This is a genomic window from Enterococcus montenegrensis, assembly GCF_029983095.1.
GTDB lineage: Bacteria > Bacillota > Bacilli > Lactobacillales > Enterococcaceae > Enterococcus_C > Enterococcus_C montenegrensis.
This window is the reverse complement of record NZ_CP120467.1, coordinates 303,863-323,051: the sequence shown is the minus strand read 5'-3', so window position 1 is coordinate 323,051 and position 19,189 is coordinate 303,863. Positions and strand designations below refer to the sequence as shown.

Here is a 19,189-nt window from a genome sequence, read left to right as displayed (position 1 = left end):
TAAAAGCTTTTTAATTCGCCTTTTCATCTTCCCGCGCCTCAAATTGTGCGACTAATTGCGGGACCATATCTGCTTGCAACATGGTATGAATTTGACGAATTGTATAGCTGACCGCCTCTGGTCCTGTAGCACCATGGGTTTTAATTACTGGTGCTTTTAAGCCAAATAAAACAGCACCACCATATTTGGCGTAATCCATTTCATTTTTCAAATTACGCAAACCATCTTTTAACAGCAATGCGCCCATTTTCCCTTTGAAGCCTTCTGCTAAAATAGATTCTTTTAAAAGAGCCATCATGTTTAGCGCTGTTCCTTCAATTGTTTTTAAAACGGCATTGCCGGTAAAGCCATCGGTCACGACAACATCTGCTGCGCCGTTTAAAAGTTCTCTTGCTTCCACATTACCAATGAAGTTAATGCTTTTTTCTGATTTTAAGAGTTCAAAAGCTTTTTTCGTTAATTCGCTGCCTTTGGTTTCTTCGGTCCCATTATTTAACAAACCAACGCGAGGATTTGTGATCCCTCTGACATGTTGGGCATAAAAAGAGCCTAAAATGCCATATTGCAATAAATGTTCTGGTTTATTGTCGGCATTTGCTCCAAGGTCTAACATATCAAAACCGCCCTCTTTACCAATTACTGGTAACGTAGACATTAGACCAGGACGTTCGATTCCTTTAATCCGCCCAACGATAAACAAGCCGGCTGCCAATAATGCCCCTGTATTCCCCGCAGAAAAAATAGCATCTGCTGTGCCATTTTTCACTGCTTGTGCTGCTAAGACCATCGAAGCTTGTTTTTTACGACGAATTGCTTTAACCGGTTCGTCATCACTATTAATTTTTTCATCCGTGTGAATAATTTTAACGTTTGTTTCATCGGTTACGAATTTTTTAATTTCTGCTTCTTTACCATATAATTGAAATTCAATATCAGGAAAATCTTTTTTTGCCAACATGACACCTTCGACAATTGCTTTGGGTGCATTATCGCCGCCCATCGCATCGACTGCGATTTTCATCATTTCGTTATTACCTCCTGTAAACCATTAACTACAGCCTATAAGCTGGTTATAAGCTTTTCATATGCTACAAAGTATAGCATAATCAATCAAAGAATTGCGCACTGGTCTGATTTTTTATTGCTGCAGCCAATCCGTGATATTCCGGTAATACTTGCCAGTTTTTCATTCGCCAAACATTTTTTGCTTCACTTTGGGCTACTTCCAAAATATTGGCATCTGCGACTAAATCACCGGCTATAAATTGCGGAATCCCTGATTGCCGGAAACCAAATACTTCTCCTGGGCCGCGTAGTTTCAAGTCTTCTTCACTTAAAATGAAGCCATTATTTGTTTCTGTCATAATTTTCATCCGTGCAGCTCCCGTTTCATTTTTAGGATCTGCAACTAAAATACAATAAGAAGCCTCTGCGCCTCGCCCCACTCGGCCCCGCAATTGGTGGAGTTGTGCTAAACCAAAACGTTCGGCATCAATAATCAGCATCACAGTTGCATTGGGCACATTAACACCAACTTCAATGACAGTCGTGGATACTAGCACTTGCATTTTATTGTCCTTGAAGTCAGTCATAATCGCTTCTTTTTCTTGGTTTTTCATTTTGCCGTGAAGCATCCCCACTGCATAATCATCCCCGTAAAAAGCTTGTAGATGTTCATAAATCTCCGTCGCGTTTTTAACATCCAATGTTTCTGACTCCTCAATTAATGGGCAAATAACATACATTTGATGTCCTTTTTTTAACTCGCGATAAGACCAATCCAAAATAGCATCTAACTGACTCGGTCGCACCCAGCGTGTTTCAATCGGAATCCGACCAGCTGGCAGTTCATCGATAACAGAAACATCCATTTCCCCGTAAGCCGTAATCGCTAAGGTTCGCGGAATTGGCGTAGCTGTCATAAATAAGACATCTGGGCGCAAGCCTTTTTCCCGTAATACACGACGTTGGTTTACCCCGAAACGGTGTTGTTCATCGGTAATCACTAAGCCTAAATTTGAAAACGTCACATCTTCTTGGATTAGCGCATGGGTCCCAACAATGACGTCAATTTCACCATTTTCCAATTGCGCTAAAATAAGCCGGCGTTCTTTGGCCTTGGTGGATCCTGTCAAAAGAGCCGTAGAAACTTCCAACGGATCAAACAATTGGTTTAGACTTTCCATGTGCTGCTGAGCCAAGATTTCTGTTGGTACCATCAATGCTCCTTGAAAGCCAGCTGTCATTGTAGCATATAGAGCAATCGCCGCCACGACCGTTTTCCCGCTACCGACATCCCCTTGCAATAAGCGTTGCATATGTTGGGGACTCTTTAAGTCGGCACAAATCTCATTGGTTACTTTTTTTTGCGCACCTGTCAATTCAAAGGGCAGGCTATCAATAAAAGTTTTCAACCGCTTGACATCATATTGAATCGCCAAACCATTGATTGCAGCTTTTTCTGCTTGCTTTAGGGCCTGCAACTTCATTTGGAACAAGAAAAATTCTTCAAAAACAACGCGCCGCTTAGCTTGATGACTTTCTTCTTTATCCCGTGGAAAATGCATGGCATACATCGCTTTGTCACGATCGATTAAGCGATATTTTTCTTTTAAGGATACAGGCAGATTCTCGTCAATTTGATTTTGATAAAGTTCAAAAGCTTGGCGAATTAAATCGATTAACGTTTTTTGTTTCAAACTTTTATTGACGTGATAAATTGGGGCGAAATCATCATCTGTGCCAGAGCCCAAAATTTTCATACCCGTCATTGCTTTTCGCTTGGCATCCCACTTGCCATAAACTGCCAATTCTTCGCCTAAAACAACTTTGTCTTTTAAATAGGGCTGATTAAAAAAAGAGACATTAAAAACCACATGATCTTGCATCATGCGAAATTTCAACATTGATTTTTTGTACCCAAAGCGGTTCACCACAGCCGGCGCCACTACGACACCTTTTAAGGTAACTTTTTCTTGATCAGAAAGCTCGGTTAAGTCACGTTCTTTAATATCGTCATAGCGAAAAGGGTAGTAGCTTAGTAAATCTTCTACCGTCACAATCCCAAGGCTAGCTAAATCCTGCGCTCTTTTTGGTCCCACACCTTTTAAATAAGCAACTTCTGTTTTTAGTCCTGCAGTCATCTGTTCACCTCAATTTTCGTAAAAAATAAAAAAAGTCAAAATAACTTGGGCAACTTTTTAGCAATAAACCAAAATAAAGACTTAAAAAAATGTGTTGGCTTTCACTCGTAAGATCTGCTGCGTTATCTGTCTGGAAATTTTATTCTTTCCTTATAGAAAACAAAAAGTGAAACCAGGCTCATCTTTTGGAAGTAGCTGGTTTCACCTGCAATTTGTCAATTTTATTTTCTATTCTGCTGCAAACAGGTATGGATATACCGGTTGATTGCCTTCGTGAATTTCGACTTCTAAATCACCATGTTTTGCAAGTAATGCTTCGGACAGTTTTTTTGCATCCTTTTCTTTGGCTTCATCACCAAAAATAATGGTAATAATTTCAGTCTCTGGTGTGATCATTTTTTCCAAAGTCGTCAAAGCTGTCTGCATTTGATCTGGATTTGAAATAACAATTGCACCGTCGACCATTCCTAAAAAGTCGCCTTCATGAATTTCAATCCCATCGATGTTGGTATCGCGAATTGCATGCGTCACTGAGCCTGAGATAACATCTTTTAAGGAATCTGTCATCGCTTGTTTGTTAGTCTCAAGGTCTGCTTGTTCGTTAAAGCTCAACATCGCAGTCATACCTTGTGGAATAGTTTTAGAAGCAATTACTGCTACTGGAATTTCTGCAACTTCTGCTGCTTGATCAGCAGCCATGAAGATGTTTTTATTGTTTGGCAACACAATTACTTTATCGGCATTGACTTTTTTTATTGCATCTAAAATATCTTGTGTGCTTGGGTTCATCGTTTGACCGCCTGAAATCACATAATTTGCTCCTAAGCTCCGGAATAATTCTGCTACTCCTTCACCTGCTGCAATAGCGATTACAGCATAAGGAACCCGTGGTAAGTTAGCTGGTTCAGTGGCAAATTCTTCAACTTGATGGTCATGTTCTAAAATGGTTTCGTGTTGCAAGCGCATATTGTCTACTTTAACTTTAACTAATGCCCCAAATTTTTGACCATAATTCATGACTTCACCAGGATGTTCTGTATGCACATGGACTTTGATGATTTCATCGTCATTGACAACTAATAATGAATCGCCTAAACCATCTAGGTAATTACGGAAAGTTTCATAGTCAAACTCACTGTCAACAGTTGGTCCTTCACCGATATTTACCATAATTTCAGTACAATAACCAAATTTAATATCTGCTGTAGCTAATTGCCCTTGCACGCTACGGTGATGTTCGGCATTGACCATTTCATCCATGGCAGCAGGGGTTGGTTCAAATGTTTCATCCGCTTGATATTCTCCAGTTAATGCAGATAAAAAGCCTTCATAAACATAAAGTAAACCTTGACCACCACTATCCACTACGCCAACTTCTTTTAAGACTGGCAATAAATCTGGTGTTTTGGCTAAGGCGCGTTTTCCGCCTTTTACAACTGCTTTTAAAACTTCTACACAGTCATCTGTTTCAGCTGCTTTTTTCTCGCCGTATTCTGCCGCAACGCGAGCCACAGTTAAAATGGTTCCTTCAACTGGCTTCATTACTGCTTTATACGCCGTTTCCACACCATGGGTAAATGCTTTGGCTAAATCTGTGGCATTTAATGTGGCCACATCTGGAATTTGTTTTGAAAAACCGCGGAACAATTGCGATAAGATAACACCGGAATTTCCTCGGGCTCCCATTAACAATCCTTTAGCTAAAACATTGGCTAATTCCCCAACATTTTCTGATGCAGAATCTAAAACAGCTTTAGCGCCACTGGTCATGGACATATTCATGTTGGTTCCGGTATCGCCATCTGGCACCGGGAAAACATTCAACGAGTTGACATATTCTGCATTGACTTGCAGACGACTAGCACCAGCCTGGACCATTTCCTGGAATTGACTTGCGCTTATTTCCGTTACTTTCACTGATAATCCTCCTTAGAATCGATCCCTCAAAAGCTGATCTCCTGCCTAATCTGGCAGTACACGTACACCTTGAACGAAAACATTAACGGAATTAGCCGTTACACCTAACATACTTTCCAAATTGTACTTCACTTTTTCTTGTACATTACGAGAAACTTCCGAGATTTTCGTTCCGTAGCTGACGATGGTGTAAACATCCACCGCAACGCCGTTTTCTTCTTGTCGCACGATAACGCCACGGGAATAATTTTCTTTACGTAAAATTTCATTGATATTATCTTTGATTTGACTCTTGCTGGCCATGCCGACAATGCCAAATACGTCAGTAGCAGCGCCACCGACCACTGTGGCAATCACTTCGTTTGTAATTTCGATTGTGCCAGATGCAGTATTAATTTTTACAGCCATAAAAATAAGCCCCCTTAATTTAAGCTTTACAAAATTTGTTCCCTTGAATTTCTTCAATTGAATATAACAAAAGAGGGGCACAAATTCCCCCATTTTCTTCTATAGTATTTTATCATAGCTACCCTTTAAATAAAAGAAAGAGCTAACGGCAGTAAAAACTTTGATAAAGCCTGCAACGTTGTTTAATTTACATGGTTTAAAGATAAAAGTCAATATTTGCCGGCAAATTTAGCTTGCATAATTGTATCGTTTGTGGTAAATTCAGTTAGTATGAGCCCTAATATGCGCTCCATAGCAAGTCAAAGGAGGAACTAGTCACATGGCAAAAGTTTGCTATTTTACAGGTCGTAAAACATCAAGTGCAAATAACCGCTCCCATGCGATGAACGCTACAAAACGTACAGTTAAACCTAACTTACAAAAAGTTCGCGTTTTAATCGATGGTAAACCTAAAAAAGTTTGGGTATCAGCTCGTGCTTTGAAATCAGGAAAAGTTGAGCGCGTTTAATTGACACTAGACTACAATACACCGTCTGAGGAAACTCAGACGGTTTTTTTGTATCTTTTTGCGTAAAATCCTAATTTTTTTACAAAAAGTGACCAATAGAAAAAGAACGTTATTATAAAAATAAATTTGAAACCCACTAACAAAAACATCACAACCTACAAAAACGCAAAAAAAGACTGACACAAAGCCAGTCTTTTTTATAGATATGTGCCAATATTAACCGTGTAATATTGAGACGAAATATGTTTTTTTAATACCCTAAAAATACTGCATTTTTTGTAAAGTGTCAAGACGCTTCACCCCCCAAAATGAGAATATACCAATTCGCATATTCGCTTTTTTCTTGCTGATTTATTTGACTATTTCACTTTTTCTGCCCCTATTCCTTCTTCAAATTTTAAAAGAGTTTTTTCTTTTTTTACCAAAGCTTTCAGCGACACAGAGTTGTGATAAAATATAGACGAGTTTTAATTTTAATCTAGAGAAATTTGGTGACCTAATGCAGCAAGTGAAGTCTTTTCTAAAAGAAAATCGCCTTTTAATGTTGGCGAGTTTTGGCCTGCCTTTTTTTATTTTGGCCTTTATTTATTTAACCATCGGGATTTATCCCGGTAGCAGCCGGAGTATTTTAGCCAGTGATGCTTTTTCTCAGTTTTCTAACTTTCATGCGAGCTTCCGCAACGCAATGCTCGGCAAACAGAGCTTTTTGTATTCGTGGCATACTTCTTTGGGGCTAAATTATCTTTCGTTAATCTCCTATTATTTAGGTGGAATTTTTACACCCTTAGTGCTATTTTTTCCAAATCAGTTGATGCCAGACGCCCTCTACTTTCTAACTTTATTAAAAGTCGGCAGTGCCGGTTTGGCCTTTTGGTTTTATGCCAAACATACTTTTAAGCTTGATAAATGGGCTCATGTCGCCTTAGCGACAACATATGCCTTAATGTCTTTTATCGTTGCCCATTCTGAAATTATCATGTGGATTGACGCCTTAGTATACCTGCCTTTAATTATTTGGGGTATCGATCGACTCATATTATTGAAGAAACCGCGTCTTTTATTTTTTAGTTATCTGCTCTTATTTATTTCCAGCTTTTACATGGGTTTTATGATCGGTATTTTTTCTGTTCTTTATTTTCTTGTACGCCTTATTGGCAATTTCAAAAAGAACAAAAATGCAATTCTACCTTATGGCATAACTTCTTTATTAGCTGGCGGAGCTGCCATGATTATTATTCTACCGGCTGTTTTGGATTTGCGGACCAACGGTGAGGAACTTACCCAGATTACCCAATTAAAAACTGAAGCCACTAGTTTTTTAGATATTATCATGAAAAATATGATTGGGGTCTACGATACTACCAAATACGGGAGTATTCCTTTTATTTACATTGGTTTATTGCCTTTAGCCTTTTGTTTGTTTTATTTTGTTACCAAAGCGGTTGGCCGCAAGGAAAAAATTCTTTTTGCTGCTTTATTTGCCATTTTAATTGCCAGTTTTTATCTAGTCCCATTGAACTTATTCTGGCAAGGAATGCATGCACCGAATATGTTTTTATTCCGTTATGCCTACTTATTTTCTTTTTTAGTGATTATGTTAGCCGGTTATGGCTGGGAACAATTCAAGGTCCAACACTGGCCCAAACTAGTAGCAATCATGATTGGTTTGATGCTTGTATTCTGTTTAGCCATGGGGCTTAGAGGCGATCATGAATACACTTATGTAAAATTTGGTTCTTTTGTCTTAACGATTTGCTTTTTACTTTTATATATTTTAGTTTTTACTTTTACTGCTAAAAATAGTTTCACGAAAAAGACCGCGCGCATTTTACTGTTGGCAGTTGTTTGCAGCGAAGCGGCGATTAATACCAACGGCATGGTACACGGCATTTTAAACGATTGGAATTACGCTTCCCGCAGTCTTTATACTGAACCTTATCCAGCGATTAAAAATCTTGTAGATCAAACCAAAGCCGCAAACAAGACATTTTATCGCTTAGAAAATCTTGATCCTGTTTCTAGTAACGACAGCTTTAATTATGGTTACAGTGGGATCAGCATGTTTTCTTCCATTCGGAATCGTCATTCCTCCAGCTACTTGGATCAATTGGGTTTTCGTTCGCGTGGTACCAACCTAAATATCCGCTATACGAATAATACCTTATTAATGGATGGCTTGACGGGGATCAAATACAACTTAACGAAAACACCGTTAAATAAGTTTGGTTTTAAAGAAAAGGCCAAAAATGCTGACTATCAATTATATGAAAACGATTATGCCTTACCTTTAGCCTTTTTAACGGATAACACTGCCGCAAAAATCGTCCAACCGCCCAATGATAATTTGACAAGTCAAACAAACTTAGTGAATAAATTAAGCGGCGAAAATCTCCGTTATTTTGACTTTCTCCCCTTATCTTTAGTCAAAACCGATAACGCGACTGTAACAGATAATGGAAACTTTTTACGCCTAACAGAGCAAAAAGCCAATTTAGCAAAAGATATTACTTGGAGCGTGACCATACCAGCCCACCAGCAAGCTTACCTAAGTCTTTATCCAGAAGACTTCGCTGAATTAGAAAGCTCGACTGTCACGATTTTAATCAACGGGCAAAAGCGCAAAACGCAAATTAATATTAGCGGTCAATATTATGATCTTGGCTATTACGACAAAGAGACCACGATCACCTTTACTGCTAGTTTTTATGGGACTAAATCCATCGGGTTACAAAACCCACAAGTTGTCACATTAGATACGACTGCTTATACAACGGCCATGAAACAATTGCAAGCTAATGGCGTGCCACTAAAAACCGGAAATCGCAGTGCCACCGGTAACTTTACAGCTACCTCTGACCAATTACTCGTGACGACGATTCCCTTTGATAAAGGCTGGCAAGTCAAAATCGATGGCAAGAAAGTCCCAGTTACTGCCTTTCAAGATGCTTTTGTCAGCGTCAAAGTAAAACAAGGAAGTCACACCATTACATTAAGCTACTTACCACCAGGTTTTATCCTTGGTGTTGTTCTGTTTATCACTTGTCTTATCCTCTTTTACTTCTTTGACCGCTTTTATCAAAGAAAAGCGGAACAAACTCGCTCAGTCCACGAGCATTAAGATTTAATTCTACTAAATTGTTCTTCAAATTTTGTGGAATTTTAGCTACGTGGCCATTATAAAAAGCGTTGTTGCGCTGTCTGTATTCAGACAGCGCAACAACGCTTTTTTAGTCATATTTCACTTCAACCAAATACAAACCTTCTGGATGAGCTGTTGGTCCTGCTAAATTACGATCTTTAGCTTTAATGATGGCGGGAATAGCATCTGCTTTTATGTGGCCATTGCCAATCTTTAATAACGTCCCCACCATGATCCGAATCATTTTGTATAAGAAGCCATCCCCAGTAAAAGTGAACGTCAATTCATCGCCACTATCATTGACGGCCATTTTTGCAACCCGGATGGTGCGAACTTTATCTTCCACTGAACTACCAGAAGCACAAAAAGAAGTAAAATCATGGGTGCCCAAAAATGCCGGTAGCGCTGCTTCAATTTTTGCCAAATCAAGTGGATAAGGATAGTAGCTGGCATAAAAGCGACGAAATGGACTGCGGGGTTTACCGATATCCACTTTAAATTGATATGTTTTCTCCTTAACTAAATAACGAACATGAAAATCGTCTGGAACAATTTCAACACTTTTACAAGCGATATCCGCTGGTGACTGCGTATCTAGTGCAAAGCGCATTTTTTCTAAAGGCCGCTCTTTGGGAAAGTCAAAATGAATGACTTGTCCTAAGGCGTGTACTCCAGCATCTGTGCGACCGGAGCCTTGAACTTCGACAAAATTGCCGTTATTTATTTTCGTTAACGTTTTTTCTAATTCTGCTTGGACAGTCCGCCCTGACACTTGCCGTTGAAAGCCGTGAAAGTTTGTACCGTCATAAGCAATGATAGCTTTATAGCGCAAATTTATTTCCTCAATTCCGAATCAAAATCAACAAGACTGTAACTGCTGCAAAGACGACTACCACCATGGTATCGCGCAAATGCCAATCTAATTTCCGATATTTTGTCCGACCTTCGCCCCCAGAGTAGCCTCGTGCTTCCATGGCAGTTGCTAGATCTTCCGCACGGTTAAAACTAGAAACAAACAATGGGATTAAAAGCGGGATAATAGCTTTCATCTTTTGAACTAAGTTGCCTTCGCCAAAATCAACACCACGAGCCCGCTGTGCATTCATAATTTTCTCCGTCTCGTCCATTAACGTTGGTACAAAACGCAACGCAATTGAAAGCATTAAACTAACTTCATGAACAGGAAAATGCACAACATTTAAAGGGCGCAAAATATATTCAATGGCATCGGATAACTCCAACGGCGCTGTCGTTAACGTCAATAAGGTCGACATAAAAATGATCAAAATAAAACGGCAGAAAATGAAAGCACCATTTAGCAATCCGTAATCGGTCACCGTAAAGACCCACCAATGCCACAAGACATTCCCACCCGTGGTAAATAGGACTTGCAACAAGACAGTAAATAAAATCAACCAAATTAAAGGTTTCACACCGCGAATAAAAAAGGAAAGCTTAACTTTGGAAAGCGCAACACAGCCTAAGGTAAACAGTGCCAAAAAGGCATAGCTCTGCCAATTATTAGCAAAGAAAATAACTGCGATAAAGTAAAAACTAGCAATTAGTTTCGCCCGCGGATCTAAACGATGAATCAAAGAATCTCCTGGGATATAGCGACCAAAAATCAGTTTATTCATCATTTTTTGCCACCTCCTGCCAATAGCATATCTGCTAACTCTTCAGCAGTAATTGGCAAACGATCAAAATGCATCCCTTTTTCTTGTAAACGCAAAGCAAAATCTGTCGCCATCGGCACGCCAATTTGTTTTTCTTGTACCCATTTAACATCTTGAAAAACATCTACAGGCCGACCTGATTTTACTAAGGCACCTTTTTCCAATACATATACGTAATCAGCAAAATTTGCGACATCATCCATCAAGTGGGTAACTAGAACAATTGCAATATTTTTTTCTTGGTGTAGTCGCAAAAACATCTCCATCATATCTTTACGCCCTTTGGGATCAAGCCCTGCAGTTGGTTCATCTAAGACTAAGACTTCTGGTTCCATCGCTAAGACCCCTGCAATCGCCACCCGCCGCATTTGACCACCGGATAGGTCAAATGGTGAGCGCTCCATGTAAGAGGCGTCTAAGCCAACTAAATCGAGGTATTCTTCAGCCAAAGCTTTCGCGGCTTCTTCTGAGACACCAAAATTTTTCGGCCCAAAAGCAATATCTTTGGCGACTGTTTCTTCAAAGAGTTGTGCTTCGGGAAATTGAAAAACTATACCTACTTTTTTGCGAATTGGTTTTAAATTTTTATTATCTGTCGTAGCGATAATTTTACGGTCTCCAATTGTAACTGCGCCGCTAGTGGGCTTTAATAAGGCATTTAAATGCTGCAATAAAGTTGATTTACCGCTCCCGGTATGACCAACAATGGCAGTATACGATCCTGTGGCAATTTCTAAATCAATATCATACAAAGCACGTTGTTCAAATGGTGTCCCCGGTTGATAGGTAAAGCCTACTTGTTCAAAACGGATGTCCATAACCACTCCACCATCCCTTCTTCAGTCAAGTATTCAGCAGGTACAGCAACGCCCCGCTCTTTTAAGGCCGCTTTTAATTTTTCAGGGAAAGGTAAATCTAAACCTAGTTCAATTAATTTTTCGCCAGCAGAAAAAATTTCAGCCGGACTTCCTTCTTTTGCCAATTTTCCTGCTTGCATTACTAAAATTCGGTTTGCGTTGGCCGCTTCGTCAATATCATGGGTAATGGATAAAACCGTCAAATTATTTTGATCTTTAATTTTTTTGATGGTCGCAATAACTTCTTCTCTACCTTCTGGATCTAGCATGCTGGTCGCTTCATCTAAAATGATAATATCTGGACGCAGTGCTACCACACCAGCAATGGCTACCCGTTGCTTTTGGCCTCCGGATAAACGTGCGGGTTCTCTTTGTTTGAAGTCGCTCATACGGACCTGCTCTAGCGCATCTGTCACCCGTAATAACATCTCTTCACGAGGAATTCCTTGATTTTCCAGCCCAAAGGCGACATCGTCTTCAACCGTTGAGCCAACAAATTGATTATCAGGGTTTTGAAAAACCATTCCTACCATACGGCGAATGTCCCAAACGTTCTCTTCATTTAATAAATTCTTACCGACTGTAACGCTTCCTTGTTGTGGCAACAGCAAGCCGTTAATTGTTTTAGCCAAAGTAGATTTACCAGAACCGTTATGGCCCACGATTGCAACCCACTCGCCTTTTTTGATACTAAAGCTAACACCATCTAGTGCATTTCTTTCAGCTTCTGGATCGTAGCTGAATTTAATATCTACAAGTTCAATAATATCTTCCATGCCGACTCCTGTCCTTTAATCCTTAGTCTTGTTCACAAAATGAACATTTACTGGTAAAAAAGCTGATTTGAAAGCTTTTCCTACTAAATTTAGCAGAAAATAAGGGCAAATACAAATTGTTATCACTGAATGTCTCCTAAACAATCTTTCATTTTTTTAACTGTTAAAAAATAATTTAGGAGGCATTCTGTTTTAAAACTGTCTTGACAGTAAATTTTGGGTAAAAAAAAAAGCACTTTATGATGAGTGCCTGCCCCTTAGTAAAACTAAGGGGCGGCGCTGAGCTAGACTCGGAATTTACTTCCAACATCATAACACTCTAAAGGACATCGATAAAGTGATGAAAAGTGTGATATTAAACAAGTTCTAGGATAACCATTGGTGCTGCATCGCCGCGTCTTGGTTCTGTCTTCAAGATGCGAGTGTAGCCACCTTGGCGTTCTGCGTAACGAGGAGCGATATCGTTAAATAGCTTTTGTAAAGCTGATTCAATAACGATTTCTTCGTTTTCTTCCCGTACACTTGCTACTTCGTTACGTACGAAAGCAGCAGCTTGACGACGGGCATGCAAATCGCCGCGTTTACCTAAAGTGATCATTTTTTCAGCAGTTGAACGAACTTCTTTAGCACGAGCTTCAGTCGTTACGATACGTTCGTTGATCAATAAATCAGTTGTTAAATCACGCAACATCGCTTTACGTTGGCTAGATGTGCGTCCTAATTTGCGGTAACTCACGTGGAATTCCCTCCTTTTTGATTCTGCGACTATTAGTCGTCTTTACGTAATCCTAAACCAAGATCGTGTAATTTAGCTTTCACTTCTTCAAGTGATTTACGGCCTAAATTACGTACTTTGATCATTTCTGGTTCAGATTTGTTGGTTAATTCTTGTACTGTATTGATGCCAGCACGTTTCAGACAGTTATATGAACGAACAGACAAGTCTAATTCTTCGATTGTCATTTCTAACATTTTTTCTTTTTGTGTTTCTTCTTTTTCAATCATGATTTCAGCATTTTTAGCTTCATCAGTTAGATTCACAAAAATATCCAAATGTTCAGTCATGATTTTCGCAGCTAAACTCATCGCTTCCATCGGCATGATAGAACCGTCAGTCCAAATTTCCATCGTCAATTTATCAAAATCGTCACGACGGCCAACCCGTGTGTTTTCTACTTGGTAGTTAACACGATTCACTGGTGTGTAAATTGAATCAACTGGAATAACACCGATTGGCATATCTTCCCGTTTGTTTTCATCAGCTTGCACATAACCACGACCAGGTCGAACAGTCAAGCGGGCATGAAAAGTTGCCCCTTCAGAAACGCTACAAATATACATATCTTTGTTTAAAATTTCTACATCACTGTCAACGATAATGTCACCAGCAGTAACAGTCGCTGGACCGGTAATGTCGATTTCAAGGGTTTTTTCTTCTTGCGTGTACATCTTAAGAGCAAGACCTTTGATATTCAAAATGATTTGTGCGACATCTTCGCGCACACCTTTGACGGTGGAGAATTCGTGTAAGACGCCATCAATTTGAATACTTGTGATCGCTGCCCCAGGCAATGAAGATAATAAAATACGACGTAGGGAATTGCCTAAAGTAGTCCCATAACCTCTTTCTAGAGGCTCAACGATGAACTTGCCATAATCTTTTTCTTCATCAATTTTTGCAACTCTTGGTTTTTCGAATTCAATCATTCTTATCTTTTACCCCTTTCAAAACGAAAAGTGTCTTGTTCAATGACGTAAAAATGTAGAAACTCAAATTGAGCAGCACTCATTAAACACGACGGCGTTTTGGAGGGCGGCATCCATTATGAGGAACTGGAGTCACGTCACGGATTGCAGTCACTTCTAGACCTGCTGCTTGTAATGAACGAATTGCTGCTTCACGTCCAGAACCAGGGCCTTTAACAGTTACATCAACTGTTCTTAATCCATGTTCCATTGCTGCTTTTGAAGCAGTTTCAGCTGCCATTTGAGCGGCAAAAGGTGTTGATTTTTTACTACCTTTAAAACCTAAAGCACCAGCAGATGACCATGCTAAAGCATTACCATGAGTATCTGTGATCATTACGATTGTATTGTTGAATGTTGAATGGATATGCGCAATACCGGTTTCAATATTCTTTTTGACACGGCGTTTACGATTCACTTTTTTTGCTACCATGAAGTTTTAACCTCCTTCACTAGATTATTATTTTTTCTTACCTGCAACTGTTTTAGAAGGACCTTTACGAGTGCGGGCGTTGTTTTTAGTGTTTTGACCACGAACTGGCAAACCACGACGGTGACGGATACCACGGTAAGAACCGATTTCCATCAAACGTTTGATGTTCAAGTTGACTTCACGACGAAGGTCACCTTCAACTTTTAATTTGTCAACTGCTGCACGGATAGCATCTGTTTGTTCATTCGTTAAGTCACGAACACGAACATCTTCAGATACGCCAGCTTCAGCTAACACTTCTTTCGCAGTAGTGTTTCCGATACCATAGATGTAAGTTAAAGAAACTACTACGCGTTTATCACGAGGAATATCTACTCCTGCAATACGTGCCATATTTTGTTACACCTCCGATTATCCTTGACGTTGTTTATGTTTTGGATTTGCTGGGCAAATCACCATAACGCGTCCTTTACGACGAATTACTTTACAATGTTCACACATTGGTTTTACTGATGGTCTTACTTTCATGATAATACCTCCTTGAAGTTTACGGAGTACAATTATTTAAAACGGTATGTGATCCGACCACGTGATAAATCGTATGGCGATAATTCTACCGTCACTTTATCACCGGGCAGGATGCGGATGTAGTGCATACGGATCTTACCTGATACCGTAGCGAGCACTTGGTGTCCGTTTTCCAATTCCACTTTAAACATTGCATTCGGCAAAGTTTCGACGACTGTACCTTCGATTTCGATAACATCTTCTTTTGCCACGCACAGTACCTCCTTGTACTTGTTTCGCTTTACACGATAAAATGGCGGAAACTTGGCGTTCCCACCTGAGATTCTCAAAACTTGCCTTTATTTAACGCTAAAGGCGGACTGACATATTCTATCATAATATATCACACTTAGCAAGAGAAAGTTTCTTTGCAAGTCGGTAGCTGTTTGCGCGTGTTACCCGATGATCTTTTGCACGTCGGCAAAGACTGCATCGATATCACGATCTCCATCAATCGACTGCAATAAACCTTGATCTTTGTAGTAACTTAAGATCGGTTCACTGCTTTTAATGTTGACAGCTAGACGATTCTTGACTGTTTCAGGTTTGTCATCTTCTCGTTGATAAAACTCATGGCCTCCACAACGATCGCAAGTGCCTTCAACTTTAGTTGGGTTGAAGATTTTGTGATACGTCGCGCCGCAATTGCGACACATATAGCGACCCGCTAAGCGTTCAACTAAGATTTCTGACGGAACATGGATTTCAACGACGGCATCTAATTTTTTTCCAAGTTCTGAAAGCATTTGATCTAATGCTTTTGCTTGATCAATTGTCCGAGGAAAACCATCTAACAAGAAGCCCTTGTCAGTATCAGGTTCTGCTAGGCGCTCTTTTACGATACCATTGGTAACTTCGTCAGGCACTAATTCACCTTTATCCATATAAGCTTTTGCTTCCAGGCCGAGAGCTGTTTCATTGGCCATAGCCGCCCGAAACATGTCACCTGTTGAAATGTGAGGAATTTGATACGCCGCAACGATTCTTTCAGCTTGCGTTCCTTTACCTGCACCAGGTAATCCCATTAATACAAGGTTCATACTAACTCCTCCTGTAAGTTTATGGTGGGGGTGTTGAGGAAGACCCTCAACACTTCACCTTCACTCTAATTGATAAAACCAGTATATTTCCGTTTCAGCATTAGACCTTCTAACTGTTTAGCAGTTTCCAGTGCAACACCGATTACGATCAATAGACTTGTACCACCCAAACCAATTGATTGTGGTAAGTTCCAGACCATTTGTGCAATGATTGGTAACAAAGCAACTAGACCTAAGAACAAAGCCCCAACTGCGCTTAAACGCATCAATAAGCGGGAGACATAATCTTCAGTACCTTTACCAGGTCGGACCGATGGAATATAACTTCCTTGCTTTTGTAAGTTTTCCGCTAATTTCTCAGGGTTAACTTGCACGAAAGCGTAAAAGAACGTAAATGCTACAATCAATAATGTATAAATCGTTGCCCCTGGCACCGTATTATAATTAAAGATTTGCATCATTACTTCATACCAACCTTCGCCACGATACGAGCCGCTTAAAGCTTGTAAAATGGCATTCGGGGTAGCAATGAAAGAACTGGCGAAAATAACTGGAATAACGCCGGCAGCGTTAACTTTAAGCGGTAAGTAACTGCTTGTTGGTGCGCCAGCAACTCGTTTTGTATATTGGATCGGAATTTTACGTTCTGCTTGTTGGACATAAGTGACCAACGTGATAATTACTAAAACAGCAATTACCAGAGCAAGCATAAATAATGCCGATTTCCAAATTTCACTTGATTCGATATTAATGAAGTAATCTTCAACTAATTGTTTAATCGCATCAGGCAAACGAGAGATAATACCAGCAAAGATGATCATAGAAACCCCATTGCCGACACCTTTTTCAGTAATTTGTTCTCCCAACCACGTTACAAACATTGTACCGGCAGTTAAGATTAAACCAATTACAACAAAAGTCATCACATCTGGGTTATCCACAAAGCCAAGCTGTGTCCAAGAATTAAATCCAGCTGTAATCCCGACTGATTGAACAAAGGCTAACACCAATGTCAAAATGCGCGTAGCTTGATTTAATTTACGTCGACCTACTTCCCCTTGTTTGGACCATTCAACAAATTTTGGCACGATATCCATCTGCAACAATTGAATCACAATTGAAGCAGTAATATAAGGTGACACACCCATTGAAAAGACCGAGAAATTTTGCATCGCGCTACCACTTACCATGTTTAACATGTTTAAAAATGGTAGTTCTGCGATACTTTGCAGGCGACTAGCATCAACACCAGGAACGGTGATATGTGCTCCTAGACGAAAGACGAATAAAGCAAAAACGGTAAAGAAGATCTTTGATCTAATATCTTTAACTTTAAAAGAGTCTTTCAACAGTTTAAACATTAGATCACCTCAATTGACCCACCGTTAGCTGTGATAGCTTCTTCGGCTGTTTTTGAGAATTTAGCTGCTTTCACAGTTAATTTCTTAGTCAATTCACCGTTGCCTAAAACTTTGATTCCAGCTTTTTCGTTTTTCACGATTCCAGCTTCTACTAGAGTAACAGGTGTTACTTCAGTACCGTCTTCAAAGCGATTTAAGACATCTAAATTGATTACTGCATATTCTTTACGGTTAACGTTAGTAAAACCACGTTTTGGCAAACGACGGAATAATGGTGTTTGACCACCTTCAAAGCCTAAACGCACACCGCCACCTGAACGCGCTTTTTGACCTTTTTGTCCGCGACCAGATGTTTTACCGTTACCAGATGAAGTACCGCGACCGACGCGATTGCGTACTTGGCGTGATCCTTCTGCAGGTTGTAATTCATGAAGTTTCATAGGGTTGGCACCTCCTTAACAAGTTAAACTAAGTTTGATTAAATTTCTTCAACGTCCACTAAGTGAGAAATAGTGTTAACCATACCTTTGATTGCATCATTAGCAGGTTTCACTACAGTTGTATTCACTTTACCTAGACCCAACGCTTTAACAGTATCACGTTGGTTTTGAGGACGTCCGATAACACTGCGTTTTAAAGTAATTTTTAATTCAGCCATTATTGTTGTCCTCCTTATCCGATAATTTCTTCAACTGATTTGCCACGTAATGCAGCAACTTCTTCAGCACGTTTTAATTGAGATAAACCTTCAACAGTTGCGCGAACAACGTTGATTGGTGTGTTTGAACCTAATGATTTAGAAGTAATATCTGAAACGCCTGCTAATTCTAAGACGGCACGGACAGGTCCACCTGCAGCAACCCCAGAACCTTCAACAGCTGGCTTCATTAAAATGCGCCCACCGCCAAAGACGCCGATAACTTCATGAGGGATAGTTGTTCCCACCATAGGTACTTCAATCAAGTTTTTCTTAGCACTTTCGATCGCTTTACGGATAGCTTCTGGTACTTCTTGTGCTTTACCTGTACCAAAACCTACGTGTCCGTTTTTATCGCCAACTACAACTAAAGCTGCAAAACGCAAACGGCGTCCGCCTTTAACAACTTTTGTTACACGGTTGATCGCAACAACGCGGTCTTCTAATTCCAAATGATTTGGATCGATGTAAGTCATGAATGGTGTTCCTCCTTTTCCTAAAATTCTAGTCCATTTTCGCGCGCAGCTTCAGCTAAAGCTTGCACACGGCCATGGTAAAGGTAACCACCACGGTCAAAGACTACTTCTTTAATACCTTTAGCAGCAGCACGTTCAGCAACTAATTTACCTACGGCTTGCGCTTGTTCTGTTTTATTTCCACCTGAAATTTCTTTATCCAAGGCAGAGGCACTTGCTAGCGTTACACCCGCTACGTCATCAATAACTTGCGCGTAGATGTTTTTGTTAGAACGGAATACGTTCAAACGTGGGCACTCAGCAGTACCAGAGATTTTGTTACGGACACGGCGATGACGCTTTTGACGTGTCTTGTTTTTGTCTGGTTTTGTAATCACAATTGTCACCTCTTCTATTTGCTGGCCTAAGCCGCGAAAAGTATATAGTCATCTTCAAAAAAGGAAGA

At 39.9% G+C, this 19,189-nt stretch carries 22 protein-coding genes; 2 read left to right on the top strand and 20 right to left on the bottom strand.

What is annotated here, in order from left to right:
- Positions 1–10: 10 nt before the first annotated feature.
- The 4 genes from plsX to P3T75_RS01535 form a co-directional block, all read right to left on the bottom strand.
- Positions 11–1,021, bottom strand: coding sequence for a phosphate acyltransferase PlsX (gene plsX / locus P3T75_RS01550; protein WP_282462551.1), 1,011 nt, complete (start codon positions 1,019–1,021; stop codon positions 11–13).
- A gap of 85 nt (positions 1,022–1,106) precedes the next feature.
- Complete coding sequence (gene recG / locus P3T75_RS01545) at positions 1,107–3,143, bottom strand: ATP-dependent DNA helicase RecG (RefSeq protein ID WP_282462031.1); 2,037 nt, start codon at positions 3,141–3,143, stop codon at positions 1,107–1,109.
- A gap of 228 nt (positions 3,144–3,371) precedes the next feature.
- The gene (locus P3T75_RS01540; RefSeq protein ID WP_282462030.1) at positions 3,372–5,060 is read right to left on the bottom strand and encodes a DAK2 domain-containing protein; all 1,689 of its coding nucleotides are present in this window, start codon (positions 5,058–5,060) and stop codon (positions 3,372–3,374) included.
- Positions 5,061–5,105: 45 nt separating this feature from the next.
- Positions 5,106–5,468, bottom strand: a complete 363-nt coding sequence (locus P3T75_RS01535) for an Asp23/Gls24 family envelope stress response protein (RefSeq protein WP_206903389.1) — start codon at positions 5,466–5,468, stop codon at positions 5,106–5,108.
- 319 nt (positions 5,469–5,787) lie between these two features.
- On the opposite strand from P3T75_RS01535, the gene rpmB reads away from it, so the two are divergent.
- Entirely contained in the window at positions 5,788–5,976 is a 189-nt protein-coding gene (gene rpmB / locus P3T75_RS01530; protein WP_016173549.1) for a 50S ribosomal protein L28, read from the top strand.
- A gap of 499 nt (positions 5,977–6,475) precedes the next feature.
- On the top strand, positions 6,476–9,094 hold the full coding sequence (locus P3T75_RS01525) for a YfhO family protein (protein ID WP_282462029.1): 2,619 nt from the start codon (positions 6,476–6,478) through the stop codon (positions 9,092–9,094).
- A 109-nt stretch (positions 9,095–9,203) separates the two neighbouring features.
- On the opposite strand, the gene truA is transcribed toward P3T75_RS01525, so the two are convergent.
- The 16 genes from truA to rplR form a co-directional block, all read right to left on the bottom strand.
- Positions 9,204–9,947 carry a tRNA pseudouridine(38-40) synthase TruA gene (truA, locus tag P3T75_RS01520; RefSeq protein ID WP_206903387.1) on the bottom strand — a complete coding sequence of 248 codons (744 nt, stop codon included), beginning with the start codon at positions 9,945–9,947 and terminating at the stop codon, positions 9,204–9,206.
- A 10-nt stretch (positions 9,948–9,957) separates the two neighbouring features.
- A complete protein-coding gene (locus P3T75_RS01515) occupies positions 9,958–10,755 on the bottom strand; it encodes an energy-coupling factor transporter transmembrane component T family protein (protein ID WP_206903386.1) in 798 nt (265 codons plus the stop codon).
- Entirely contained in the window at positions 10,752–11,609 is an 858-nt protein-coding gene (locus P3T75_RS01510; protein WP_206903385.1) for an energy-coupling factor ABC transporter ATP-binding protein, read from the bottom strand. The genes P3T75_RS01515 and P3T75_RS01510 overlap by 4 nt, the downstream gene beginning before the upstream one ends.
- The gene (locus P3T75_RS01505; RefSeq protein ID WP_282462028.1) at positions 11,585–12,424 is read right to left on the bottom strand and encodes an energy-coupling factor ABC transporter ATP-binding protein; all 840 of its coding nucleotides are present in this window, start codon (positions 12,422–12,424) and stop codon (positions 11,585–11,587) included. The genes P3T75_RS01510 and P3T75_RS01505 overlap by 25 nt, the downstream gene beginning before the upstream one ends.
- Positions 12,425–12,779: 355 nt before the next feature.
- Positions 12,780–13,160, bottom strand: a complete 381-nt coding sequence (gene rplQ, locus P3T75_RS01500) for a 50S ribosomal protein L17 (protein ID WP_016173543.1) — start codon at positions 13,158–13,160, stop codon at positions 12,780–12,782.
- A gap of 32 nt (positions 13,161–13,192) precedes the next feature.
- Positions 13,193–14,131, bottom strand: a complete 939-nt coding sequence (locus P3T75_RS01495; protein ID WP_071864228.1) for a DNA-directed RNA polymerase subunit alpha — start codon at positions 14,129–14,131, stop codon at positions 13,193–13,195.
- Between the two features lie 82 nt (positions 14,132–14,213).
- Complete coding sequence (gene rpsK, locus P3T75_RS01490) at positions 14,214–14,603, bottom strand: 30S ribosomal protein S11 (protein ID WP_016173541.1); 390 nt, start codon at positions 14,601–14,603, stop codon at positions 14,214–14,216.
- A 27-nt stretch (positions 14,604–14,630) separates the two neighbouring features.
- Positions 14,631–14,996: a 30S ribosomal protein S13 gene (gene rpsM, locus P3T75_RS01485; RefSeq protein WP_173103860.1), complete on the bottom strand. Its 366-nt coding sequence runs from the start codon at positions 14,994–14,996 to the stop codon at positions 14,631–14,633.
- A gap of 18 nt (positions 14,997–15,014) precedes the next feature.
- Entirely contained in the window at positions 15,015–15,131 is a 117-nt protein-coding gene (rpmJ, locus tag P3T75_RS01480) for a 50S ribosomal protein L36 (RefSeq protein ID WP_002288710.1), read from the bottom strand.
- 32 nt (positions 15,132–15,163) lie between these two features.
- Positions 15,164–15,382: a translation initiation factor IF-1 gene (gene infA / locus P3T75_RS01475; RefSeq protein ID WP_010754744.1), complete on the bottom strand. Its 219-nt coding sequence runs from the start codon at positions 15,380–15,382 to the stop codon at positions 15,164–15,166.
- A 183-nt stretch (positions 15,383–15,565) separates the two neighbouring features.
- Positions 15,566–16,210 (bottom strand): adenylate kinase, encoded by a 645-nt coding sequence (locus P3T75_RS01470; protein WP_206903383.1) that lies wholly within the window; start codon positions 16,208–16,210, stop codon positions 15,566–15,568.
- Between the two features lie 65 nt (positions 16,211–16,275).
- Positions 16,276–17,571 (bottom strand): preprotein translocase subunit SecY, encoded by a 1,296-nt coding sequence (gene secY / locus P3T75_RS01465; RefSeq protein ID WP_206903382.1) that lies wholly within the window; start codon positions 17,569–17,571, stop codon positions 16,276–16,278.
- Positions 17,571–18,011 carry a 50S ribosomal protein L15 gene (gene rplO / locus P3T75_RS01460; protein WP_016173537.1) on the bottom strand — a complete coding sequence of 147 codons (441 nt, stop codon included), beginning with the start codon at positions 18,009–18,011 and terminating at the stop codon, positions 17,571–17,573. Before rplO ends, secY begins: the two co-directional genes overlap by 1 nt.
- A 38-nt stretch (positions 18,012–18,049) precedes the next feature.
- Entirely contained in the window at positions 18,050–18,229 is a 180-nt protein-coding gene (rpmD, locus tag P3T75_RS01455) for a 50S ribosomal protein L30 (RefSeq protein WP_071864224.1), read from the bottom strand.
- A 14-nt stretch (positions 18,230–18,243) separates the two neighbouring features.
- Entirely contained in the window at positions 18,244–18,744 is a 501-nt protein-coding gene (rpsE, locus tag P3T75_RS01450) for a 30S ribosomal protein S5 (RefSeq protein WP_016173535.1), read from the bottom strand.
- Positions 18,745–18,764: 20 nt separating this feature from the next.
- Entirely contained in the window at positions 18,765–19,121 is a 357-nt protein-coding gene (rplR, locus tag P3T75_RS01445) for a 50S ribosomal protein L18 (RefSeq protein ID WP_016173534.1), read from the bottom strand.
- Between the last annotated feature and the right edge of the window lie 68 nt (positions 19,122–19,189).